This window comes from Afipia carboxidovorans OM5 (assembly GCF_000218565.1).
Lineage (GTDB): Bacteria > Pseudomonadota > Alphaproteobacteria > Rhizobiales > Xanthobacteraceae > Afipia > Afipia carboxidovorans.
In genome coordinates this window covers 605,805-628,988 of sequence record NC_015684.1, presented here as the reverse complement: position 1 = coordinate 628,988, position 23,184 = coordinate 605,805, and the positions used below count along the sequence as shown (strand labels likewise).

General features: G+C 63.1%; 23 protein-coding genes and 1 other RNA gene. 11 read left to right on the top strand and 13 right to left on the bottom strand.

Annotated features, from left to right (window positions below; all coding sequences use genetic code 11):
- Positions 1-7: 7 nt before the first annotated feature.
- Positions 8-940 (bottom strand): methionyl-tRNA formyltransferase, encoded by a 933-nt coding sequence (gene fmt, locus OCA5_RS03010; RefSeq protein ID WP_012564665.1) that lies wholly within the window; start codon positions 938-940, stop codon positions 8-10.
- Positions 941-1,087: 147 nt separating this feature from the next.
- Positions 1,088-1,603 (bottom strand): peptide deformylase, encoded by a 516-nt coding sequence (gene def / locus OCA5_RS03005; protein ID WP_012564666.1) that lies wholly within the window; start codon positions 1,601-1,603, stop codon positions 1,088-1,090.
- A gap of 139 nt (positions 1,604-1,742) precedes the next feature.
- On the opposite strand from def, the gene OCA5_RS03000 reads away from it, so the two are divergent.
- Complete coding sequence (locus tag OCA5_RS03000) at positions 1,743-2,945, top strand: DNA recombination protein RmuC (RefSeq protein WP_012564667.1); 1,203 nt, start codon at positions 1,743-1,745, stop codon at positions 2,943-2,945.
- An 86-nt stretch (positions 2,946-3,031) separates the two neighbouring features.
- Positions 3,032-4,402, top strand: a complete 1,371-nt coding sequence (locus OCA5_RS02995) for an AmpG family muropeptide MFS transporter (RefSeq protein ID WP_012564668.1) — start codon at positions 3,032-3,034, stop codon at positions 4,400-4,402.
- On the opposite strand, the gene recR is transcribed toward OCA5_RS02995, so the two are convergent.
- From recR to ffs, 4 genes are all read right to left on the bottom strand, one after another.
- Positions 4,403-5,008, bottom strand: a complete 606-nt coding sequence (gene recR, locus OCA5_RS02990; protein WP_012564669.1) for a recombination mediator RecR — start codon at positions 5,006-5,008, stop codon at positions 4,403-4,405. It lies immediately after the preceding gene.
- A gap of 1 nt (position 5,009) precedes the next feature.
- Positions 5,010-5,327, bottom strand: a complete 318-nt coding sequence (locus tag OCA5_RS02985; RefSeq protein ID WP_012564670.1) for a YbaB/EbfC family nucleoid-associated protein — start codon at positions 5,325-5,327, stop codon at positions 5,010-5,012.
- Positions 5,328-5,341: 14 nt separating this feature from the next.
- Entirely contained in the window at positions 5,342-7,240 is a 1,899-nt protein-coding gene (locus tag OCA5_RS02980) for a DNA polymerase III subunit gamma/tau (RefSeq protein ID WP_012564671.1), read from the bottom strand.
- Between the two features lie 94 nt (positions 7,241-7,334).
- An RNA gene (gene ffs / locus OCA5_RS18650) (signal recognition particle sRNA small type) lies at positions 7,335-7,431 on the bottom strand.
- 214 nt (positions 7,432-7,645) lie between these two features.
- On the opposite strand from ffs, the gene OCA5_RS02975 reads away from it, so the two are divergent.
- The 5 genes from OCA5_RS02975 (at position 7,646) to OCA5_RS02955 (ending at position 11,793) form a co-directional block, all read left to right on the top strand.
- Entirely contained in the window at positions 7,646-8,059 is a 414-nt protein-coding gene (locus OCA5_RS02975; RefSeq protein ID WP_012564672.1) for an HIT domain-containing protein, read from the top strand.
- 102 nt (positions 8,060-8,161) lie between these two features.
- The gene (locus OCA5_RS02970) at positions 8,162-9,106 is read left to right on the top strand and encodes a sugar kinase (protein WP_012564673.1); all 945 of its coding nucleotides are present in this window, start codon (positions 8,162-8,164) and stop codon (positions 9,104-9,106) included.
- A gap of 96 nt (positions 9,107-9,202) precedes the next feature.
- On the top strand, positions 9,203-9,712 hold the full coding sequence (locus tag OCA5_RS02965) for an Lrp/AsnC family transcriptional regulator (RefSeq protein ID WP_012564674.1): 510 nt from the start codon (positions 9,203-9,205) through the stop codon (positions 9,710-9,712).
- Positions 9,713-9,842: 130 nt separating this feature from the next.
- The gene (locus OCA5_RS02960) at positions 9,843-10,883 is read left to right on the top strand and encodes a YeiH family protein (RefSeq protein WP_013912824.1); all 1,041 of its coding nucleotides are present in this window, start codon (positions 9,843-9,845) and stop codon (positions 10,881-10,883) included.
- A 25-nt stretch (positions 10,884-10,908) separates the two neighbouring features.
- Positions 10,909-11,793 carry a LysR family transcriptional regulator gene (locus OCA5_RS02955; RefSeq protein WP_012564675.1) on the top strand — a complete coding sequence of 295 codons (885 nt, stop codon included), beginning with the start codon at positions 10,909-10,911 and terminating at the stop codon, positions 11,791-11,793.
- Positions 11,794-11,941: 148 nt separating this feature from the next.
- On the opposite strand, the gene OCA5_RS02950 is transcribed toward OCA5_RS02955, so the two are convergent.
- From OCA5_RS02950 to OCA5_RS02940, 3 genes are all read right to left on the bottom strand, one after another.
- Positions 11,942-12,934 carry an Ldh family oxidoreductase gene (locus tag OCA5_RS02950; RefSeq protein WP_012564676.1) on the bottom strand — a complete coding sequence of 331 codons (993 nt, stop codon included), beginning with the start codon at positions 12,932-12,934 and terminating at the stop codon, positions 11,942-11,944.
- Positions 12,935-12,936: 2 nt separating this feature from the next.
- A complete protein-coding gene (locus OCA5_RS02945) occupies positions 12,937-13,869 on the bottom strand; it encodes a hydroxyacid dehydrogenase (protein ID WP_013912823.1) in 933 nt (310 codons plus the stop codon).
- A gap of 75 nt (positions 13,870-13,944) precedes the next feature.
- Positions 13,945-14,922, bottom strand: a complete 978-nt coding sequence (locus tag OCA5_RS02940; RefSeq protein ID WP_012564678.1) for a tripartite tricarboxylate transporter substrate-binding protein — start codon at positions 14,920-14,922, stop codon at positions 13,945-13,947.
- 224 nt (positions 14,923-15,146) lie between these two features.
- On the opposite strand from OCA5_RS02940, the gene OCA5_RS02935 reads away from it, so the two are divergent.
- Complete coding sequence (locus OCA5_RS02935) at positions 15,147-15,776, top strand: tripartite tricarboxylate transporter TctB family protein (protein ID WP_012564679.1); 630 nt, start codon at positions 15,147-15,149, stop codon at positions 15,774-15,776.
- Positions 15,773-17,275, top strand: a complete 1,503-nt coding sequence (locus OCA5_RS02930) for a tripartite tricarboxylate transporter permease (protein WP_012564680.1) — start codon at positions 15,773-15,775, stop codon at positions 17,273-17,275. Before OCA5_RS02935 ends, OCA5_RS02930 begins: the two co-directional genes overlap by 4 nt.
- Before the next feature lie 518 nt (positions 17,276-17,793).
- Here the strand turns inward: OCA5_RS02930 and OCA5_RS02925 are convergent.
- The gene (locus OCA5_RS02925) at positions 17,794-18,975 is read right to left on the bottom strand and encodes a UxaA family hydrolase (protein WP_012564682.1); all 1,182 of its coding nucleotides are present in this window, start codon (positions 18,973-18,975) and stop codon (positions 17,794-17,796) included.
- Between the two features lie 16 nt (positions 18,976-18,991).
- Entirely contained in the window at positions 18,992-19,279 is a 288-nt protein-coding gene (locus OCA5_RS02920; RefSeq protein ID WP_012564683.1) for a UxaA family hydrolase, read from the bottom strand.
- A gap of 125 nt (positions 19,280-19,404) precedes the next feature.
- On the opposite strand from OCA5_RS02920, the gene OCA5_RS02915 reads away from it, so the two are divergent.
- Positions 19,405-20,124: a GntR family transcriptional regulator gene (locus tag OCA5_RS02915; protein WP_012564684.1), complete on the top strand. Its 720-nt coding sequence runs from the start codon at positions 19,405-19,407 to the stop codon at positions 20,122-20,124.
- An 87-nt stretch (positions 20,125-20,211) separates the two neighbouring features.
- On the opposite strand, the gene OCA5_RS02910 is transcribed toward OCA5_RS02915, so the two are convergent.
- A complete protein-coding gene (locus OCA5_RS02910; RefSeq protein WP_012564685.1) occupies positions 20,212-21,711 on the bottom strand; it encodes a phosphomannomutase/phosphoglucomutase in 1,500 nt (499 codons plus the stop codon).
- Positions 21,712-21,852: 141 nt separating this feature from the next.
- On the opposite strand from OCA5_RS02910, the gene OCA5_RS02905 reads away from it, so the two are divergent.
- Positions 21,853-22,452: a DUF938 domain-containing protein gene (locus OCA5_RS02905; protein WP_012564687.1), complete on the top strand. Its 600-nt coding sequence runs from the start codon at positions 21,853-21,855 to the stop codon at positions 22,450-22,452.
- A 140-nt stretch (positions 22,453-22,592) separates the two neighbouring features.
- On the opposite strand, the gene OCA5_RS02900 is transcribed toward OCA5_RS02905, so the two are convergent.
- Positions 22,593-23,117: a TIGR02281 family clan AA aspartic protease gene (locus tag OCA5_RS02900; RefSeq protein ID WP_012564688.1), complete on the bottom strand. Its 525-nt coding sequence runs from the start codon at positions 23,115-23,117 to the stop codon at positions 22,593-22,595.
- Positions 23,118-23,184: the final 67 nt, after the last annotated feature.

Here is a 23,184-nt window from a genome sequence, read left to right as displayed (position 1 = left end):
ATCCCCATCACATGACACTCAGCGGCGGTATGAGCGGCGTGCCACGCAGAAAATCCAGCGCGCGCATCGGCTGTTTGCCCGCGCGCTGCACGTCGAGAAGACGGATCGCGCCCTCGCCGCATGCGATCGTCAAGCGATCGTCGAGCAGTGCGCCGGGCGCGCCTGATCCCTTCACCAGCTCACAGCGCAGCACCTTGATGCGCACCGGCGCGCCGTCGATGGCGACCTCGAACCACGCACCGGGAAACGGCGACAGACCGTGAATGTGGCGCAGCACATCGTGTGCAGGCCGTGCCCAGTCGATCTTTGCTTCCGCCTTGCCGATCTTGGCGGCGTAGGTGACGCCTTCTTCGCCTTGCGGTTTAAGGTTGAGACTACCCTGCTCCAGCGCAACCATCGCCTGCGCCATCAACCTGGCGCCGCGCGGCGCCAGCGCATCGTGCAGGTCCTGCGCGGTCATCGCATCGGTGATCTGCAGGCGATCCGTCATCGCGACGTCGCCGGTATCGAGACCGACATCCATCTTCATCACCATCACGCCGGATTCGGCGTCACCCGTCATGATCGCACGCTGGATCGGCGCAGCTCCGCGCCAGCGCGGCAACAGCGAGGCGTGCAGATTGAAACAGCCGCGCGGCACAGCGTTGAGAATGTTCGCAGGCAGGATCATGCCATAGGCGACGACCACGGCGGCATCCGCGTTGTGGGCGCGGAATTCCGCTTCCGCCTCAGGCGTCCTCAATGTTGACGGCGTCAGCACCGGCAGGCCGAGCTCGCGCGCCGCCTTCTCCACCGGCGTTATCTGCAGCTTCATGCCTCGCCCGGCGGGCTTGGCCGCACGGGTATAGACCGCCGCGATCTCATGGCCCTGCGCATGCAGTTCGCGCAGCGTCGGCACTGCGAAATCCGGCGTGCCCATGAAGATCAGACGAAGCGGCATGAACGCGGGTTATCCCTTGCAGACTTAACCTTTTTACTCTGTCATGCCCGCGCTTGTCGCGGGCATCCACGCCTTGGCGATTTGAAAGACCAAGATGTAGATGCCCGCGACGAGCGCGGGCATGGCAGCAAGAGGGATTTCGTTCGACTACTTCGCCGCGAGCTTCGCGGCCTTGGTGAACTTCTTCATCACCCGGTCGCGCTTGAGCTTCGACAGATAATCGATGAACAGAACGCCGTTGAGGTGGTCGATCTCGTGCTGGATGCAGGTGGCGAAAAGCCCCTCGGCATCCTCCTCATGAACCTCGCCCTCGAGGTCCATGAAGCGCACGCGCACCGAGGCCGGCCGCTCGACTTCCTCGTAATATTCGGGGATCGACAGGCAGCCTTCTTCGTAGACCGCGATGTCTTCCGACTTCGACAAAATCTCCGGGTTGATGAACACCCGCGGCGCGCTCTCGCCCTCTTTCTTGGCGAGATCCATGGTGATGAGCCGCAGCGGTACCGCCACTTGAATGGCGGCAAGGCCAATACCTGGCGCGTCATACATGGTTTCGAACATGTCCTCGGCGAGCGCGCGGACTTCGGAAGTAATTTTTTCAACCGGCTCGGAAACGCGGCGCAGGCGTTTGTCCGGAATGCTGATGATTTCACGAATGGCCATGACTGCGATGTAATCGCTGCGCCTTTCGCGGTCAAACGGCCCGTGTGGCGCGCCGGGTCACCGCGTATGAAATAATTTGTTAACCATAAATGTTCCCGCTTCGTTCCATAGCGGACGCGAATCGGGCTACACTCGCACAATGAACGACATCCTATTTCTGATCGGCGATACCCCGGTGCGCACCGGCATGGCGCTTCTCGTCTGCGGCGTGCTCGCGCTGTCGCTGCTTCTCGTCATTGCCATCATCATCGCTCGCACCGGGAGGACCCGCGCGGCTGTTGCCATGGCACAGGCGATCCGCGCGGATGAGATGGAGGAGCGCCTCAGCGAGGTGCTGCGCATCCAGAACGAAGCTGCCGGGCGCGTGCACGAGATGGGGCAGGCGCTCGCCGGGCGGCAGACCGAGATGGCGCGCGCCGTCAACGAGCGGCTCGATTCGGTGACGCAGCGTGTCGGCCAGTCGATGGAGCAGACCACCCGCAACACCATGGAGAGCCTGCGCGCGCTGCACGAGCGGCTCGGCATCATCGACAACGCGCACAAGAACCTCACCGACCTCACGACGCAGGTGACGACGCTGCGCGACGTGCTCGCCAACAAGCAGGCACGCGGCGCGTTCGGCCAGGCGCGGATGGAAGCGATTGTGCAGGACGGGCTGCCGAAAGGCGCGTTCGCCTTCCAGCATACGCTGTCGAACAACAAGCGCCCGGATTGCGTGGTGTTTCTGCCCGACCAGCGACCGCTGTGCATCGATGCGAAATTTCCGCTCGAGGCGGTGACGGCGCTGCGCGAGGCCAAGAGCGACGACGCGCGCAAGCTTGCGGCGCAACGCTTGCGTCAGGACGTGATGAAGCATGTCTCCGACATCGCCGGGAAATATCTGATTGCCGGCGAGACGCAGGACACGGCCTTGATGTTCGTGCCCTCCGAATCCGTCTACGCGGAGATTCATGACGGCTTCGACGACGTGGTGCAGAAGGCCTATCGCGCCCGAATCGTGCTGGTGTCGCCCTCGCTCCTGATGCTCGCGATTCAGGTGATGCAGCAGATCATGAAGGACGCGCGGATGCGCGATGCCGCCGACCAGATCCGCACCGAGGTGATGAACATGATGGGCGACGTCGAGCGGCTGCGCGACCGCGTCAGCAAACTGGGCAGCCATTTCGATCAGGTCAGCGAGGACGTGCGGCAGGTGCTGATTTCGGTCAACAAGATCGGCAAGCGCGCGGTCAAGATCGAGGAACTCGATTTCGGCCAGACCGAGGATGCCTCCCCGCCCGCCGACAGCACACCGACCGACCTGTTCCCCAGCCAGCCGCGGGCATTGCAGGCGGGGGAATAAGCTTTTCCGCCATGACGATAGCGAGTGAAACTGCTGCCCTGCCACAAGTGAGAAGGAAAGCGCCCCGAATCTGCTAACACCTTCCCATGACATCGCCAGAGAGCGTCGAGACATCCGCTGCGGCCCGCGCATCCTGGCGTGAGGCGCTCACCGTTTATCTGAAGCCCCGCGTTCTGGTCGTGATGTTCCTGGGCTTCTCGTCGGGACTGCCGCTGGCGCTGTCGGGATCGACACTGCTGGTATGGGTCAGCGAGAGCGGTGTCAGCCTCGGCACCATCGGGCTGTTCACGCTGGTCGGCACGCCCTACACGCTGAAATTCCTGTGGGCGCCGCTGGTCGACGGCCTCAATCTGCCACTCCTCGGCCGCTGGCTCGGGCGCAGACGCGGCTGGCTGGTGTTCACGCAACTTCTCCTGATAGCAGCGATCCTTGCACTCGGACTGACCGATCCGGCGCGCTCGCCGTTTTTCGTCGCGGTCGGTGCGTTGCTGGTCGCGACTGCCTCGGCGACGCAGGATATCGTCATCGATGCCTTCCGCGTCGAGAGTCTTCCCGAGGATGAGCAGGCCGCAGGCATGGCCTCCTATGTCGCGGCCTATCGCGTCGGCATGGTGGCTTCGACCGCCGGCGCGCTGTTTCTCGTCACCGGGTTTGAGTATGCCGGTTTCGGCCGGCTTGCCGCCTGGTCCGCAAGCTTTGCCGTGATGGCAGGGCTGGTCGTGATCGGAATCATCACCGTGCTACTGGCACGCGAGCCGGCGCCATCGATCGAGGCAGAAGCAACAGCCGTCACGAGTGGCCACGACAGCTCAGTGCAGCGCGTGGCGCAGGCCGCGCTCGGCGCCTTCACCGAATTCCTGACGCGGCGTGACGCGGTCGCCGTGCTCGCCTTCGTGATGCTGTTCAAGTTCACCGATGCATTTGCCGGCGCGATGACGGTGCCGTTCATCATCGATATCGGGTTTTCCCGCAATGACTATGCCATCATCGTCAAGGGCGTCGGCCTCGCGGCCACCTTGATCGGTGGCTTCGCGGGCGGCTTCCTGGCCCGCACTTCGCCGCTGATTGTATGCCTGTGGATCGGCGGCCTGCTGCAGGCGATCTCCAACCTCACTTTCTCATGGCTGGCGTTGATCGGACCGCAGCAATGGGCGCTCACCGTTGCCGTCACCCTCGAGCAGTTCACCGGCGCCATCGGCACGGTGATCTTCGTCGCCTACCTCTCGGCCTTGTGCAACAACCCGCTGCACACCGCGACGCAGTATGCGCTGTTGACCGCGCTCGCCTCGGTCGGCCGCATCTATCTGTCATCAGGCGCCGGCTATGTCGCGAAAGCCACCGGCTGGCCCGCATTCTTCGTGGTCAGCGTGCTGGTCGCGATCCCGAGCCTGTTCCTGCTCGCCTATCTGCAGCAGCGACGGCATTTCGAGATGCTGGAAACGCCGACAAAGGCGTAGCTAGAACAGCGTCCGCTGCCGCATCGCCGCCGACAGCGTACCCTCATCGAGATAATCGAGTTCGCCGCCGACCGGCACGCCATGCGCGAGCCGCGTCACCTTGACGTTGGCATCCTGCAGCATGTCGGTGACGTAGTGCGCCGTGGTCTGGCCATCGACAGTGGCATTGAGCGCGAGAATGATCTCGGTCACTTCGGGCACCTGCGCGCGCGTCACCAGCGCATCGATGGTGAGGTCTTGCGGGCCGATGCCGTCGAGCGGCGACAGCGTCGCACCCAACACATGATAGCGACCCTGCGTTGCATGCGCACGCTCCAGCGCCCAGAGGTCGGAGACGTCGGCCACCACCACAATGATCGCCGGATCACGCCGCGGGTCGCTGCAGATCGTGCACGGGTTCTGCGTGTCGATGTTGCCGCAGGTGTGGCACACCTGAATGCGCTCGATCGCAACTTGCAATGCGGAGGCGAGCGGCGCCATCAGAGCTTCGCGCTTCTTGATGAGATGCAGCGCCGCGCGGCGGGCCGAGCGCGGGCCAAGGCCCGGAAGCCGCGCCAGCAACTGGATCAGCCGCTCGATCTCCGGTCCGGCAACGGTGGAGGCCATGTCAACCGAGGCCCAGCCCCGGAATGCTGAGGCCACCGGTCAGCGCCTTCATGCGCTCCTGCATCGCCTCTTCCGCCTTGCGCCGCGCATCGTTCTGCGCCGCGACCAGCAGATCCTCCAGCACCTCGCGCTCCTCCGGCTTCATCAGCGACGGATCGATGGAGACGGCTTTCAGCTCCATCTTCGCGGTCATGCGCACGGTCACCATGCTGCCACCGGCGGAGCCCTCAACCTCGACCTGGTCGAGCTGCTCCTGCATCTCCTTCATCTTCGATTGAAGCTGCGCAGCCTGCTTCATCATGCCGAGAAAATCAGCCATGAATCATCCTCACGTTAAACGTCGTCGTCATCGTCGAAGCCATCGGCGGACTCATCGCCTGCAGGCATCGCCGCGGGCGGCTCCGGCGCAAGACGGCGCACGTCGACCACCTCGGTACCCGGGAACAGCGTCATCACCGCCTGCACGCGCGGATCGGCCTGCACATCTTCGGTCAGCTTGTCCTTGCGTTCGCGCGCCTGCGCGCGCAGCGTCGGCTCGCCTTCTTCATTGGACACGATCACCGCCCAGCGGCGGCCGGTCCATTGCTCGAGCTTGCGCTGCAACTCGTTGACCACCGAGCGCGCGGCACTGCGCTCGAGCGCGATCTCGAGCTTGCCGTCTTCCATACGCACCAGCCGCAGATCGGCCTCAAGCGCGGTCTTGAGCTGCACGTCGCGCTTCTCGCGCGCGAGTTCGACAATGTCGGCGTAGGTCGAAAGCCGTAGCACCGGCGCGGACTGTGGCGCGACCGACTCCACCGGTCGCGGCTGCTGGCGCGCGATGGTTTCATTTGCAGCCCGCGCAGGCGGCATGGTGCGCGGCGCGGGCGCAGGACCACGCGAAACCGATGTGGGCGCAGACATCGCGGGGCTTCTCGGCGCGGCACCGCCGATGGGCGCAACAGAAGGAACGCTCCCTGCGCCGCCGTTTTCACCGATCATCTTGATCGCTTCGTCGGGCGTCGGCAGGTCGGCGACGTAGGCGACGCGCACCAGCACCATTTCGGCCGCAGCCTGCGGGCGCGTCGCGTTCTGCACCTCCGCAATGCCCTTGAGCAGCATCTGCCACATCCGCGACAGCACGCGCATCGACAGCTTGGTTGCGAATTCGCGACCACGCGTGCGCTCCGCTTCGCCGAGCGCGACGTTGTCCGCCGTCGCGGGCACCACCTTCACACGGGTGACGAAGTTCACGAACTCAGCGAGATCGCTCAGCACCACGACCGGATCGGCCCCGGTGTCATATTGCTCGCGGAATTCGGCAAAGGCGCTGGCGATATCGCCCTTCGCGAGATGTTCGAACAGATCGATCACCCGCGTGCGGTCGGCAAGACCAAGCATCTGGCGCACGTCCTCGGCGCGCACGAGGCCTGCCGCATGCGCAATCGCCTGATCGAGCAGCGAGAGCGAGTCGCGCACCGAGCCTTCCGCCGCGCGCGCAATCAGGCCGAGCGCTTCCGGCTCCGCCTCGACGCCTTCACGCGTCACGATATTTGCGAGATGCGTCATCAGCACCTCGGCATCGACACGCCGCAGGTCGAACCGCTGGCAGCGCGACAGCACCGTGACCGGCACTTTGCGAATCTCAGTAGTCGCGAACACGAACTTGGCGTGCTCCGGCGGCTCCTCCAGCGTCTTGAGGAAGGCATTGAACGCCTTCTCCGACAGCATGTGGACTTCGTCGATGATGTAGACCTTGTAGCGCGCACTCGATGGCGCATAGCGCACGCCGTCGGTGATCTGGCGCACGTCGTCGATGCCGGTGTGCGAGGCCGCGTCCATCTCCAGCACGTCGATGTGACGGCTTTCCATGATCGCCTGGCAATGCACGCCCGGCACCGGCATCGCGATGCTCGGCCCTTTCGCCGAGCCATCCGGCAATTCGTAATTCAGCGCGCGGGCGAGGATGCGCGCAGTCGTGGTCTTGCCGACGCCGCGCACGCCGGTGAGAATCCAGGCCTGCGGAATCCGCCCGGTCTCGAACGCATTCGAGATGGTGCGGACCATGGCTTCCTGGCCAATCAGGTCGTCGAAATTCGAGGGACGATACTTCCGCGCCAGAACGCGGTAGCCCGAGGCGACCGCGGGACGCTCGACGGCTGCGGGCTCCGCAAAACCAAGACCCGCTTGATCGCCGGCCTGCTGATCGGCCTGGTCGCCCGCACTCAGGCCTGAGAGGTCGGAATCGGGCATCGGACGATCCGCATCGTTGTTCGGGCGCGCCGCTCTGCCACGCAAAGCGGCGGGCAGTCGGCCGGCATCGCGCCGGCCCCGGCAGATGAAAGAGGTAGGAGACTGACGAGCGACCCGATCCGGACCTCGTTAGGGCTGCTTCCTTCCGGACCTGACCCGGTTGGCGAGTGGCTCGTCCACCGCCAATCTCCCACTCCCTATTTGGAGCGAAAGCCCACGGAAAGCAAGCAAGGGACGGTGCGTTTTACCGCTTTACAACGCCGCCCGGCGGGGCCGAAGCGGCGGATACCTCCGGCGGCAATCGAACAACCCGACGCCACTCTCATCCCTATCCGACAGGTTCCACGCTCCTCGCACAGCTCTGCTAATGTGCCGCGCAGAATCAATCGTCGTTGCGAGTCCCGCATGCCCTCATGGTCGCTTCACCCTCAGCTCGAAACAGACACCTGGGTCATCGGCGATCTGGAATTGTCGCAGCTGCTGCTCATGAAGGACGCCAACTACCCCTGGCTGGTGCTGGTGCCGCAACGTGACGGTGCGCGCGACCTCATCGATCTGACCGAGACCGATCGGATTCAACTCACGAAAGAGACCGACCGCGTCGCGCGGGCGCTGAAAGAGATTACCAACTGCGACAAGCTCAACGTCGCGGCGCTTGGCAACATGGTGCCGCAATTGCATGTCCACATCATCGCGCGCCGCACCACCGACGCCGCATGGCCGCGCCCGGTGTGGGGTGTGGTGCCGCCCGTGACTTACGAGGCCGCCACGGCCGATGCCTTGATCCGCGCGTTGCGCGAGAAAATCGGATTGTCCTGACAGGCGCGGAGACAGCAGACCTACGCTACGCTGAGATCCAATCCGGGGAACCGACCTCGTGGTCCGGCTGTTTTCCTGTTGCCACCCGCGATCGGAAACTTGATGAGTTTGCACCAGCCACCCGCCTCCGCTCCCCGCATTCTCTGCATCGGCATGCCGGTGCGCGACCTCGTGTTTCGCGTCCACAACCTGCCAGCAGCGGGCCACAAGGTACGTGCCACGCACTTTACCGAATTCAGTGGCGGCAATGCGCTCAATGCCGCGGTTGCCATCGCCCGGCTCGGCGGCCGCGTGCGGATGTCCGGTCCGATGGGAGATGCCGGCGAGAAGGTCGCCGAGACCATCATCGACGATCTCGCGCAGGAAGGCATCGACTCGAGCGCCATGGTGCGGATGCCGGGCCTCGTGACGCCAATCTCCAACATCATGATCGACCACACTGGCGAGCGCACCATCGTTACCTATCGCGATCCGCAAATGTGGAAGGTAACGCTGCCCGATACCGACGAACTCTTGAAGGATTGCGACGCGATCCTCACCGAGAACCGCTGCGCCGAATTCGTCCGCGACATTTGCTTCGAGGCGCAGGCGCGCGGCATTCCCGTGGTGCTGGACTATGACCGCGTGATGCCGCTCAATCAGCCCATGCTGCGGGCCGCGACCCACATCGTCTTCTCCGCCGAGGCGCTGCGCGGCACCGCCGAGACCAAAGACGATATTGCCGCGCTTCAGGCGATCGCCGGGATGACGCCGGCGTTCGTCGGCGTCACAAAGGGTGCGGGCGGCATGATCTGGCTCGAGGACGGGCGAGGACGCCACATGCCCTCCTTCCCGATCGAGGCGGTGGATACGCTCGGCGCAGGCGACGTGTTCCATGGCGCCTTCACGCTCGCGATTGCCGAGGGGCAATCGACCGAAGGCGCCATGCGGTTTTCGGCGGCCGCCGCGGCGCTGAAATGCGGTCGGCATGGCGGCGCCTTCGCTTCCCCTCAACGCGTTGAAGTGGAAGCATTTTTGGAAAGCGCCGGGGTCCGTCAGGAGGCCTGAACACCGGCTTCGCGCTTGGCCCAATGGCGGGGCTTGTCGTGAGAATATTTTTCTATATTATGGCGGTTTATCCTCCTTAAATAGAAGAATTATTCCATGTCTGACACCACCCTCGCGGCGGCCCCGATCGACACGGCACGCCGGCTCGACGCCATCGACCGCAAGATTCTCACTGTCCTGCAGGAAGACGCCTCGCTCTCGGTCGCTGAGATCGGGGAGCGCGTCGGGCTATCGTCGACACCGTGCTGGAAGCGAATTCAGCGGCTGGAGAGCGAAGGCATCATCCTGCGCCGCGTGGCTCTCGTCGATCAGAACAAGATCGGCCTCGGCATCACCGTGTTCGTCTCGGTGGAGAGCGGCGACCATTCCGATGCGTGGCTGAAGAAGTTTGCTGACGCGGTCAGCGCCATGCCGGAAGTGATGGAGTTCTATCGCATGGCGGGCGACGTCGATTATATGCTGCGCGTCGTCGTCGCCGACATGCAGAGCTACGACATCTTCTACAAGAAGCTCATCAGCGCGGTGGCGCTGAAGAACGTCACTTCGCGCTTCGCGATGGAGAAGATCAAATCCGTGACGGCGCTGCCGGTGCCCGCGTTGGCGTAAGACGGCCCCGGACGGCCGCTCCTTTTTGGCGCCCAAATAATCGTTTTTACCGATTGAATATAATAATATAATAAATTAGTATGATTGATCTGGATTTGCGATCAATGGCTGGAATTTCAGGAGTTCAGCCATGGATATGGTCTCCAGCGCAGCGCCTGCGCAGGAAAAGCCCGTTGTAACCCCCCGTTTTCGGATCGCCAGCGGCATCTGGCCGGGCCTGTTTCTGACCACCCTGATCGCGGCGGCCGCCTTCGGCATGCAGCGGCTGCCGGTGATTTCCACCTTCAGCCCGCTGATTCTCGCGATCCTGCTCGGCATGATCTTTCACAATCTGGTCGGCACGCCGGCCAACGCCAAAGCCGGCGTTACCTTCTCGCTGCGGCGGATTTTGCGCGGCGCCATCATCCTGCTCGGCCTGCAACTCACTGTCGTGCAGGTGATCGAAGTCGGCGCGGTCGGCTTCGGCATCATCGTGACCTGTTTGGTCGCGACCTTCCTGTTCACCGGCTGGTTCGGCAAGCTGATCGGCGTCGATCCCAAGCTCGCCGAACTGATCGGCGCGGGCACCTCGATCTGCGGCGCGTCGGCCGTGATCGCCACCAACACCGTCACCAACGCCCGTGACGAGGACGTTGCCTATGCGGTCGCCTGCGTCACGGTGTTCGGCTCGATCGCGATGTTCGCCTATCCGACGCTCACGCATCTCCTGCATCTCGACCCGCGCGCCTACGGCCTGTGGACCGGCTCCTCGATCCATGAAATCGCGCAGGTGGTCGCCGCCGCGTTCCAGGAAGGCAAGCAGGCCGGCGAATTCGGCACCATCGCCAAGCTATCGCGCGTCATGCTGCTGGCGCCGCTGGTGATCTCGCTCGGCGTGATCGCGAGCCGCCGCAACCATGGCACCTCGAGCGCCAAGGCGCCGCTGCCGTGGTTCGTGTTCGGCTTCATCGCGCTGATCGCGCTCAACAGCGTCATCACCGTTCCGCCGGAAGCCAAGACGGTGATCGTCTCGATCACCACCTTTCTGCTGTCGATGGCGCTGGCCGCGATGGGACTTGAAACCGATATCGGCAAGCTCTACGCCAAGGGCCTGCGCCCCTTGATGCTGGGCGCCGCGGCGTCGCTGTTCATCGCGCTCCTCAGCCTGACGCTGATCAAGCTCACCTCTTAAGGACCTTACCTCTCAAGGATCATGGATGACGCTCGAACAGCTTCGCATTTTCGTTGCCGTTGCGGAGCACGAGCACATGACCCGTGCGGCGGGCACGCTGAATCTGACTCAATCAGCGACCAGCGCGGCCGTCGCCGCACTTGAAGAGCGCTACGCGATCAAGCTGTTCGACCGGGTCGGACGCAACATCCGGCTGACCGACGCCGGCCGCCGCTTTCTGGTCGAGGCGCGCGCGATGCTCGCCCGCGCAGCAGCCGCAGAAGCCGTTCTCGCCGATCTTGCCGGACTGACTCGCGGCACGCTGACGCTTGCAGCCAGCCAGACCGTCGGAAATTACTGGCTGCCGCCGCTGATCCACCGCTATCGCCAGCGCTATCCCGGCATCGACATCACGCTGAAGATCGGCAACACCGAGCAGGTTGCAGCGTGGGTGCAGGAAGGCGTTGCCAATCTCGGCTTCATCGAAGGCGAGATCGAGAACCCCGGCCTGTCCACCGCACCCATTGCGGACGATGAGCTTGCGCTGATCGTCTCCGCCTCGCATCCGCTCGCAAAGTGCCGGACGCCGACAGCCGCTCAACTCAAGGCCACCAAATGGGTGGTGCGCGAACAGGGCTCCGGCACGCGCCATGTTCTCGAGGCGACGCTCAAGGGGTTAGGTGTCGCTCCCGACGAGATCGATATCGCGCTCGAGTTGCCGTCCAACGAGTCGGTGCGCGCGGCGGTGCTTGCGGGCGCGGGCGCCACCATCATGTCGCGCATCGTGGTCGAGGGCCTCGTGCACTCACGCGCCCTGATCGAGCTGACGGTGCCGATGCCCGCGCGGCGGTTCTCGCTGCTGCATCACAAGGAGCACCACATCACCCGCGCCGAGCAGGAGTTGCAGAAGCTGATCACGGAGAAGAAGTAAGCAGTTTGACGAAGACATCCTCCTCACGTCATTGCGAGGAGCAACGCGACGAAGCAATCCAGTTCGAATGCGAGGCAAAATGACGTCTGGATTGCTTCGCTCCGCTCACAATGACGATCCCAGAGCGTACTGCGCTAATCCCGGCGTGTCAGATCGCCTTGATCGCGGCGAGCGTCTCGTCCGAAACCTCAATGCCGTTGGCCTCGGCCGTATCGCGCAGCTTGAGGCGGCGGCTGCCGGGCAACCGCGCACCAGGCTGCGTGTCGATCGACGAGGCAAGCTCGGCGAAGTGCGTGAGAATTCCAGCACCACCGATGATCTTGGGATCGAACGCAACGATCAGTTGTCCGGTCGCAGGTGACGGCCCGTTCGCATCGAGGAAAGACGAGGCATCCGCTGCGTAAGTCGCATTCGTGAGACCTGCGGCAAGAAGTTCGACGATCATCGCCAGTACGGTGCCCTTGGCATCGCCCGCCGGAACCATCGTGCCCTTCAATGCCGCGACCGGATCGGTGGTCGGCTGTCCGGCTTCATCAAGCGCCCAGCCCTCGGGGATCGGCTCTCCCTTCTGCTTTGCGGCCAGGATATTGCCGCGCGCGACTTTCGACAGCGAGAGGTCGGCAACAATCGGCGCGCCATCGGGCAGCGGACAGGCAAATGCAATCGGGTTGGTGCCGAACACCGGTTTTGAACCGCCCCACGGCGCGATGGCGGCCGGGGTGTTGGCGAACAGCAGTGCGACGAGGCCCGCTTCCGCCAGTCGCTCGACCGGCTGACCAGCCGCACCGCAATGGTGCGAGCGGCGAATGGCGGCCACCGCTACGCCCTGCGACCGCGTGACGGCAGGCAGTTCGGTGATCGCAAGCTCAAGCGCGGGATAGGCAAAGCCGAGCGCCGCATCGATCGCGAGAACGCCAGGCGCGGAACGCGTCATGACTGGCACGGCGCGGCCATCGATCTTGCCGGCTTTGACCTGCGCAGCATAGGTCGGCACGCGCGACAGGCCATGGCCCTTCAGGCCGCTCGCTTCGGCGCCAACCAGTGAGCGCGCGACAACGGCGGCGGTCTCACGCAATGTCCCGGCCCGCACCAGAGCATCGGTGATAAGATTGTTTGCTTCAACCAGGCTGATCTTCGACATGCTCACGCCCCCTTGAGATGGCGGGCGACATTGTCCACCGTCACGCGCGACACGCGCACGTTGGACTCCACCGTCACGCCGGCGATGTGCGGCGTGAGAATGAGGTTCGGCGCATCCGCGAACACCGCGCCGCTGTTGCCGATCGGCTCCTTGTCGAACACGTCGAGCGCGGCGCCGCCAAGCTTACCGGCTTTAAGGGCCGCGGCCACGGCCGCCTCATCCACCACGCCACCGCGCGCGGCGTTGATGATGACAGCATCGTTCTTCATGCCGGCAATGGCCTTGGCATCAATCATCGAACGCGTCTCGGGCGTCAGCGGCACATGCAGCGACATCACATCGGCGGCCGCAAGCAGTTTAGCAAGATCGAGCGACTGCACCTTGCCCCACGGCTGCGTCCACACCGGCGCGTCGGCGGCAACGTAGGGATCGAAGGCAACGACTGTCATACCAAGCGCTGCAGCGCGCTGCGCCGTCTCGCGGGCGATCGAGCCGAAGCCGATCAGGCCCAGACACTTTCCTGAAATCTCACGGCCGACCAGCCGATTGCGCGGCCATTGCCCGGCAACCAGTTCCGGCGTCGCCTGATAGGCGCCACGCAGCAGCACCATGGCAGTCGCGATCACATATTCCGCGACTGAAACGTCGTTGGCCCCCGAGGCCGGATAAACCTTGATGTTGCGGGCGCGACAGGCTTCGACATCGATATTGTCGAGGCCGACGCCGAGGCGCCCGATGACTTCGAGCTTGGTGGCGGCTGCCAGCACGTCACCGCGCACCTGAGTGCGATTGCGCACGATCAGCGCGCGCGCCTCGCGCACGGCTTCCAGCAAGGCCTGCGGCTGATCGACAAGAGTGGGATCGTAGCGAACGTCAAAACCCGCCAACCCGTCACGGATGGCATCTTCGTCCATGAATTCAGTGATCAGTATCATCGGGTTCTCTGCTTGATAGGCACGTGAAAGTAATCGGGAGCCGCAATGCGGCTCCCGATTTGATGCTGTCAGAGCTTACTTCTTGTTCTTGCCGATCACGTCTTTCCAGACGGCGATCTCATGATCGAACTGCTTCTTGTGAGCAGCCGGAGTGCGCTGGTCAGCCGGGAACGGGCTGGTGCCCACCTCGGCAAAACGCTGCAGCACGGACTGGTCGGAAAGCGCAGCCTGCAGCGCCTCGTTCAGCTTCTTGACGATGGGCTCGGGGGTCTTCGCCGGAGCATAGAGGCCGTGCCAGATCGTGAAGTTGAAATCCTTCAGCCCGGCTTCCTGCAGGGTCGGAAGGTCCTTGAGCGCATCGAGGCGCTCGGCGGAGGTCACCGCATAGCCCTTGATCATCTTGCCGGAGATCTGCGGGATCGCGGTCGTCGATTGATCGCACAGAATGTCGAGCTGGCCGCCCATCAGATCGTTCATGGCCGGGCCCGTGCCCTTATAGGCGACGAGCGTGAACTTGCTGTTCAGCGCTTCCTGCATCAGCAGCGTGCAGAGGTGCGAGTTGGAGCCGACGCCGGCGTGACCGACGCTGACCTTGGTGCCCTGCTCGCGCATAATGCCGAGCAGCGCCTTCGCATCGCTTGCCTCGTAATTCTTTCGGCTGAGGAGAACCATCGGTCCTCGGTTGACAAGGCCGATCGGCGCGAATGCCGTCGACGTATCGTAGTCGAGGTTCTTGTAGAGCGATGCACCCGCAGCAAGAGCAACGTGGTGAATGAGGATGGTGTAGCCGTCGGCATCGGAACGCGCGAGACGCGAAGCGCCGACCGTACCGCCGGCACCGCTGACGCTTTCGACAACGACCTGCTGGCCGAGGGACTTCGACATCGACTGAGCGACAAGGCGCCCGATCGCGTCACTCGGTCCGCCCGCAGCAAAGGGAACGATCATTGTGATCGGACGAGTTGGATAATCCTGAGCGACGGCGGTTCCCGCCAGCATTAGAATTCCTGCAACTCCTGTGAGGCAAGCGTGCCAAACTGAGCGATTGCGCATGTAATCTTCCCTCCCTTTAATCAGCGCTGTTGAAAATGCAGCGGAGGCTCAGCGCACAAGCTCTCCGACCTTAGCTCTATCTTGCTCTTATATCATATATCTTCTATAAGACAAGGGTAGCAGGGAACGGCCAAAGAGTCATTCCCACACGAAGCTACCAAGCGTCGCTCGAACTGATGTTGGTCTAAGAGGGCAAAAGCTCTCACACCGAGGGAGGGTCGAATATGTCGGAGAGAGAGACGGCGAATGAGCAATCGTTATTGCTCAATCAGTCCGTTGTCGGTGGTCTTGCACTCATTGCGTTTGCTGTTTTTGCATTCTGGGCGCTGGGAGATCTCGATAGCGGCACGCTGCGCAGCATGGGCCCGGGTGGACTCCCGCGCGGCGTCGCGATCCTGATCGGCATCTGCGGAATTTTCATCGCAACGATCGGCGCACGCATCGATCCGCTGCGCATCGAACGCGTCGCAATCCGCCCGATCATTGTCTTGATGATATCGATCATCATCTTCGCCGCAACGATCCGCTCATGGTCGTTTGGATCACTGTCGATGCCGGGACTGGGCCTGATGGTTGCGGGACCGGTCACAGTGCTCGCCTCGGGCTTTGCCCAGCGTGAGCGCGACTGGCTCGACCTCGCCATTCTTGCGATGGCACTGACAGCCTTCTGCATGTTGCTGTTCGGCGATATGCTCTCGCTTCCGATCCCGGTGATGCCGATCTCGCTGCTCACATTTTTCTCGGGATGGGATCAGCGTCAGGTGCTCCGCCTGATCGTCGCGATCTACACCGTGATCGCCCTCGGCCTGTACCTCATTCGCCGCCAGCGTAACGCCAAGGGAGTGGCCGCATGAGCGAACTTCTTGGCAATCTCGGCCTCGGCTTCACCGTTGCACTTACTCTGCAGAATATCGGCTACTGCTTTATCGGCTGTCTCGTCGGCACGCTGATCGGTGTGCTGCCGGGCGTTGGCCCGATCGCAACCATCGCGATGCTGCTGCCGATCACCTTCGGTCTCGATCCGACCGGCGCGCTCATCATGCTGGCCGGCATCTATTACGGTGCGCAGTATGGCGGCTCGACAACCGCGATCCTCGTCAACATTCCAGGCGAAGCAACGGCCGTCATCACCACGCTCGACGGCCACCAGATGGCGCGACGCGGCCGCGCCGGCATCGCGCTCGGCATCGCGGCGATCGGCTCGTTCTTCGCGGGCACGGTTGCGACGCTGGTGATCGCCGCGCTCGGCAAGCCGCTCACCGGGCTCGCATTGCTGTTCGGGCCGACCGAATATTTCTCGCTGATGGTGCTTGGTCTCGTGTTCGCCATCGTGCTCGCGAGCGGATCGGTGCCGAAAGCCATTGCAATGGTGCTGGTCGGAATCCTGCTGTCCTGCGTCGGCGCGGATCTCGAAACTGGTGAGACGCGCATGACGTTCAACATGCCGTTCCTCACCGACGGCATCGACTTCTCGGTGCTGGCGATGGGCCTGTTCGGCATCGCCGAGATCATCCGCAATCTCGAGTCGCCGGAAGCCCGCGACGTCGTGCGGGACAGGATCGGCCGGCTACTGCCCGGCCTGGATGAATTGCGTCAGTCGGCGAAACCGATCCTGCGAGGCACTGGCCTCGGCGCCATTCTCGGACTTTTGCCCGGCAATGGCGCGGTGCTTGGCCCGTTCGCGTCCTACACCCTCGAAAAGAAACTCGCCAAGGACCCGAGCCGGTTCGGCAAGGGTGCGATCGAAGGCGTTGCGGGGCCGGAAGCCGCCAACAATGCCGGTGCGCAGACGTCATTCATTCCGATGCTGACGCTCGGCATTCCGCCGAACGCGGTGATGGCGCTGATGGTCGGCGCAATGACGATCTTCGGCATCGTGCCCGGCCCGCAGGTGATCGCGTCTCATCCCAAGCTGTTCTGGGGCATGATCGCCTCGATGTGGCTCGGCAACCTGATGCTTCTCGTCATCAACCTGCCGCTCGTGGGCCTGTGGGTGCGCCTCCTGAAAGTGCCCTACCGGCTGATGTACCCGACCATTCTCGTGTTCTGCTGTGTCGGCATCTATTCGATCAACTCCCAGCAGACCGACGTGTTGCTGATCGGCCTGTTCGGTGTCGTCGGATTGCTTCTGGCAAAAGTCGGTTTCGAAGCGGCGCCCCTGCTGCTCGGGTTCGTCCTCGGCGAGTTGATGGAAGAGAACCTGCGGCGCGCGCTGGTGCTGTCCCGCGGCGATCCGTGGGTTTTCATCACCCACCCGTGGAGCGCCGTGCTGCTCGCATTCTCGGTGTTCCTCCTCGTGCTGACGATCATCCCGGTGGTCCGCAAGGAACGCGAGGAAGTGTTCGCCGAATAACGGGAGCGATTGCAAAGCCAGTCAGGGGCGTGGGCGATGCTGAGCATCACCACGCCCCTTTTGTTTGCCGGTGCCGTATAAACTTCATCGCCTCGATGACGGAGGTGTCGATGTCCGCATCGTTCAAGCGATCGCCGGTCTGGCGGGATCGTCGCAAATGGTGCGGTCACTATTGAACGGCAACCAGCCATCTCGATAGTTCGTCTGCTTCGGACAGTGGAGGGTTTGAGAGGAGCGATGTCGCTCCCCCGCCCGTCATTGCCGCGCAATACTCTTGAATGCAGCGCAGAGCGGCTTCAAGGCCGAAGCGAACATAACTCTTGCGGGACCTATCGACCTCTCCAGCACAGGCGTTCGTAGATTTCTCCGACAAGTCATGTCCGCGTCGGCCTGATCAAACTGCTCTCTTCAAAGTGCAAACTGCTCCGGACTTGCAGGCACAAAAAACGCCGGCCTCGAAAGGCCGGCGTCTTTTTCTCTACGAGGACTCTCGCCGCTGCGAGCGGCGAGAGAAAGTCTCAGGCGCTGCGATAGAGCTTCGTCATCGAGAACTCACGATGGCCGAGCGCTTCCGCCGCAGTATTGCGGCCGCTCGCGGTCCGCATGATCATGTCGATCAGCGCATCGCCCGCCTGGTCGATGGTCATCTCGCGGCGGAGGATGCCGGTGACGTCGACGTCGATATGCTCGCTCATGGTGCGGAGCGTGCGCGGGTTGGCGGTGATCTTGATCACCGGCACGATCGGGTTGCCGATCACGTTGCCCTGGCCGGTCGGGAAGGTGTGGACGACATAGCCGCCCGCAGCCATCAGGGTGACGCACTCGGCCGCGGCCGACGAGGAGTCCATGAAGTAAAGACCCTTGCCCGACTTCGGCGCCTCGGCCGGCTCGAGAATGTCGATGTAGCGCGAGGTGCGGCCGATCTTCTCGAGGTTGCCGAGAGCCTTCTCCTCGATGGTGGAAAGACCACCCTCGATGTTGCCCTTGGTCGGCTGGCTTTCCGACAGGTCGTCGGTCTGGTTCTTGAAGATCACGTCGTCGGAATAGGCCTTCCACATCTTGTGCCAGCGCTCGCCGACTTCCGGCGTCGCCGCGCGCGTCTTGCAGATGTGCTCCGCGCCGGTGATCTCCGAAGTCTCGCCGAAGCAGCCGTAGATGCCTTCGGGAAGCAGCTTGTCGTACATGTTGCCGACAGTCGGGCAGGAGCCAAGACCGGTGGTGGTGTCGCTCTCGCCGCACTTGGTCGAGACCCACAGCTCGGAGACCGAGCATTCCTCGCGCTGCAGTTCGGTCGCGTGCTGAACGAAATCCTTCGCGGCGCGCGAAGCGTTCATGATGGTCTTGAGATCGCCGTTCTGCTCGATCGAGAAGCTCGCAACCGGCTTGCCGGTGGCGGCGATGCCATCGGCCACGCGCTTGGTCCAGCCGGGCTCGATGCCGATCACGACGCAGGCCGCGACGTTCGGGTTGGCGCCGGTGCCGATGATGGTGCGGAAGTGCAATTCAAGGTCTTCGCCGAACTGCAACCGCCCGTAGGCGTGCGGAATCGCGAGCGTGCCCTTGATGTTGTTGGCGACCGCCTCACAGGCAGCGTTGGAAATATCGTCCACCGGAAGGATAAGGACATGATTGCGGACGCCGACGCGGCCGTTCTCGCGGCGATATCCCTTGAAGGTGAGGTTGGAATATTTACTAGCCATGATTGTCGCGCCTCCCTTACCAGCGCTTGGTCTTGAGGTTGTGGACATGGACGTGTCCACCCTTCGCGACATCAGCGGTAAACTTGCCGATATCCTCGCCGTACTTCATCGCGGTGTCGCCGCTCTTGATGTCCTTTAGCGCGATCTTGTGCCCGATCGGCACATCCGCGCCGGCAACGAGCTCGAAGCTCGAATTATCGTGAGTAACGACACACAGCATTTTCGTCCCGGCCTTCAGGCCCTCGACGACGACAACGCCAACATTGTCTTTGTGCTCGTGCACAAGAAGTTGGGGAATGGACACGGTCCACGCGCTCCTCTTTAAAGAGTTGGTCTTATATCTTATATAAGATATTATCTTGTTGGCAGTGTCAAGGAGAAACGGATAGTTTCCGGGCGAAACCGAATCCCAGAGGAGTCGCAAAAGACGTGGCGAAGGCAATTGGCACCAGGCCGTTATATTCCCAGATCAGGGAGCAGTTCCTGCACCATCTGGAGGATCGTACCTGGGCACCGGGCATGCTCATTCCGAGCGAGATCGAGCTGGCGCGCAAGTTTGGCGTGAGTCAGGGCACGGTCCGCAAGGCGCTGAATGAGATGACCGCGGAGCGGTTGCTGACCCGTCAGCAGGGGCGCGGGACGTTCGTCACCGAGCCCGAAGACTCGCGCATTCTGTTCAAGTTCTTCCACCTCACGCCCGACAAGGCGGAGCCGACCTTTCCGGTGTCGCGTTTTCTATCGCGCACGAAAGGTGCGGCGACGGCCGAGGAAGCCGCCGCGCTGGCGATCCATCCGGGTGACGCGGTGTGGCGGATTCGCCGCAATCGTTCATTCGGCCAGATGCTGATCCTGACCGAAGTGGTCGTGCTGGCGGTGGCGCGGTTTCCGGACCTGCCGGAAGCGACGGTGTTGCCAAACAATCTCTATCAGCTGTTCTCGACGCGCTGGCGCATCACCATTGCGCAGGCGGACGAACAGTTGCGGGCGGTCTCGGCGACCAAGGCAATCGCACAGACACTGGGCTGCGAGCCGGGAACAGCGCTCTTGCAGATCCGCCGTATCGCGCGCGACCTCGGCGAGCGGCCGGTCGAACTGCGCACCTCGCATTGCCTCACCGACCATATCCACTACGCCTCCAACCTGCGCTGAGCGGCAGAGAAGGCGTCAGGTAACGCGTCATTCCCGGCTTTACGCCGGGCAAACCCGCTTTGAGTCTCGCCGCAATTCCAGCGGGGCTTAAATCTTCTGATTGTATTCGCCGACTTCGGGATGGGTGCGCAGAACGCTGTCCATCGCCTCGAACATCTCGCGCATGCGCTTCTCGGAGACCGGGCTTTCCACCACCACGACAAGTTCGGGCTTGTTCGATGATGCGCGCACAAGGCCCCAGCTTCCGTCCTCGCAGGTGACGCGCACGCCGTTCACTGTGACGAGATCGCGGATCGGCTGACCGGCGACCTTGTCGCCCTTCGCCTTCGCCGTCTCGAAATGCTTCACCACCTTGTCGACGATGCCGTACTTCGCTTCGTCCGCGCAGTGCGGCGACATCGTCGGCGACGACCAGGTTTTCGGCAACGCGTTCTTCAGGTCCGACATCTTCTTGCCGGGCGCGTGGTCGAGCATCTCGCAGATCGCGATCGCGGAGACGAGACCGTCGTCATAGCCACGCCCGAACGGCGCATTGAAGAAGAAGTGGCCGGACTTCTCGAAGCCCGCCAGCGCGCCAAGCTCATGCGTGCGGCGCTTCATGTAGGAGTGGCCGGTCTTCCAGTAACTCGCCTGAGCGCCCTGCCTCGAGAGCACCGGATCGGTGACGAACAATCCGGTCGACTTCACGTCGACGACGAACTGCGCGTTCTTGTGCAATGCCGACATATCGCGCGCCAGCATCACGCCGACCTTGTCGGCGAAGATTTCCTCACCGGTGTCGTCGACCACGCCACAGCGATCGCCATCGCCGTCGAAGCCGAGGCCGACATCGGCCTTGTGTTCGAGCACCGCGTCGCGGATTGCATGCAGCATCTCAAGGTCTTCAGGATTCGGATTGTATTTCGGGAAGGTGTGGTCGAGTTCGGTATCGAGCGGGATAACGTCGACGCCGAGCTTTTCCAGCACCTGCGGTGCGAATGCGCCCGCCGTGCCATTGCCGCAGGCGACCACCGCGCGGATGCGGCGCGAGAACGGCTTGCGCTTGGTGAGGTCCGCGATGTAGCGCGCCGGGAAATTCTCGTGAAACTGATAGCCACCGGCCGGCTGCAGCTTGAAGGCCGCGCCCAACACAATCTCCTTCAGCCGCGTCATCTCGTCGGGACCGAAGGTGAGCGGCCGGTTCGCGCCCATCTTCACGCCGGTCCAGCCATTGTCGTTATGCGAGGCCGTGACCATCGCCACGCAAGGCACGTCGAGATCGAACTGCGCGAAATAGGCCATCGGCGTCACCGCAAGGCCGATGTCGTGCACCTTGCAGCCGGCCGCGAGCAGGCCCGAGATCAGCGCGTATTTGATCGAGGCCGAGTAGCCACGGAAGTCGTGGCCGACCACGATCTCCTGCTTCACACTCATCTCGCCGATCATGGTGCCGAGGCCCATGCCGAGCGCCTGAACGCCCATCAGGTTGATTTCCTTGCCGAACAGCCATCGCGCATCGTATTCGCGGAAGCCGGTGGCCTTCACCATCGGCTCGGATTCATAGGCGTAGGTATTGGGCTTCAGCTCGGCTTTCGGCTTCGGAAACATGGAGAGGGCCTCGTGGAAAGAACTGTGGCAAGCCATAGCGAGAGCGACGGCTTGAGAAAAGGAGGGACTGGCGTTCTAGGAATGAATTGCGGCAGTTTGGCAGTCATATTACGGCCAGAAGGCTAACGCATTCCTCCTGTCATGACCGACGCCCGCCTCTACTACCCGGCCACGCAACGCAACCGTGACGTCATTCTCGGCGTGCTGCGCGGCGTCCTGCCGGCCTCGGGGCTGGTTCTGGAAATCGCAAGCGGCTCGGGCGAGCATGTCGTGCATTTCGCTGCCGCGCTGCCGCAGCTCACCTTCCAGCCGTCCGACCCGGAGGACGCTGCACGGCGCAGCGTCGCCGCCTGGACGGAGCGGTTGGGGCTTTCCAACGTGCTGCCGCCGCTCGCATTCCACGTGCAGGACAAATGGCCGATCGATGCCGCCGACGCAGTAGTGTGCATCAACATGATTCACATCGCGCCGTGGGAGGCGACGCCTGCGCTCTTACAGGGCGCGGCGCGAATCCTATCGCCCGGCGCACCGCTCTATCTCTACGGCCCCTATCGGCAGAAGGGCGTCGTCACCGCCGCGAGCAACGAGGCGTTCGATGCCGACCTCAAATCGCGCAACCCGGCATGGGGACTTCGCAAGCTGGAAGACGTCGCGGACCTCGCGCGCACCGCAGGCTTTTCCGCACCCGAAGTGACGCTGATGCCGGCGAACAATCTCAGTGTGGTGTTTCGGCGAGTGTGAAACCTGATGAAGTGTCATGCGCGGGCATAGCCGTTCGAAGAACGGCGTCGCTTCCGCTCGCCTATGACCCGCGCATCCATCATAAAAAAATTTATTCGATGGATTGCCGGGTCGAGCCCGGCAATGACGGCCTTGTGGCCTTACTGCTCCAGCACCAACTGGCCGCGGCTGTATTCAAAACGCTTGAGCTTCGACAGGTACGTCATGCCGAGCAGGTTCTGTTTCAGCGCGCCTTCCGGCATCACCAGCGCATCGACATCGCGCACCACGACGCCGCCGATATCGATACGGCTGATGCGGGCGCGCGCAGCTTTCGCCGGGCCATTCGCCGTATTCACGCTGGTGGTGTACTCATTGAGGAATGGCCGGATGCCGATCCGCTCCGCATCCTTCTGCGTCAGCGCGATCACCGTCGCGCCGGTATCGACCAGAAAATCGAGGTCGCGGCCATCAACGCGCGCCTCGGCACGGAAATGCCCGCTTCTGTCGGAGCGCAGCGCCACCTTGCGCACGCCGGGCTCTACCTCCGCCATCGCAAAGGCGTTCATGTCTTTCGACGCGCTTTCGGTCTTGGCCGGCAACGGCAGGTCGAGCCGCTCGGCGACCTTCGCCAGATAACTGCCGGAAGCGGCCATGATAACCGCGACGATCAGGACGGTACGCATTCGCCGGCGCCTGCTTTCTCAAACTATGGCCCGCCCGAACCCGCCTGTGGCCGATTCGGACCGGTTC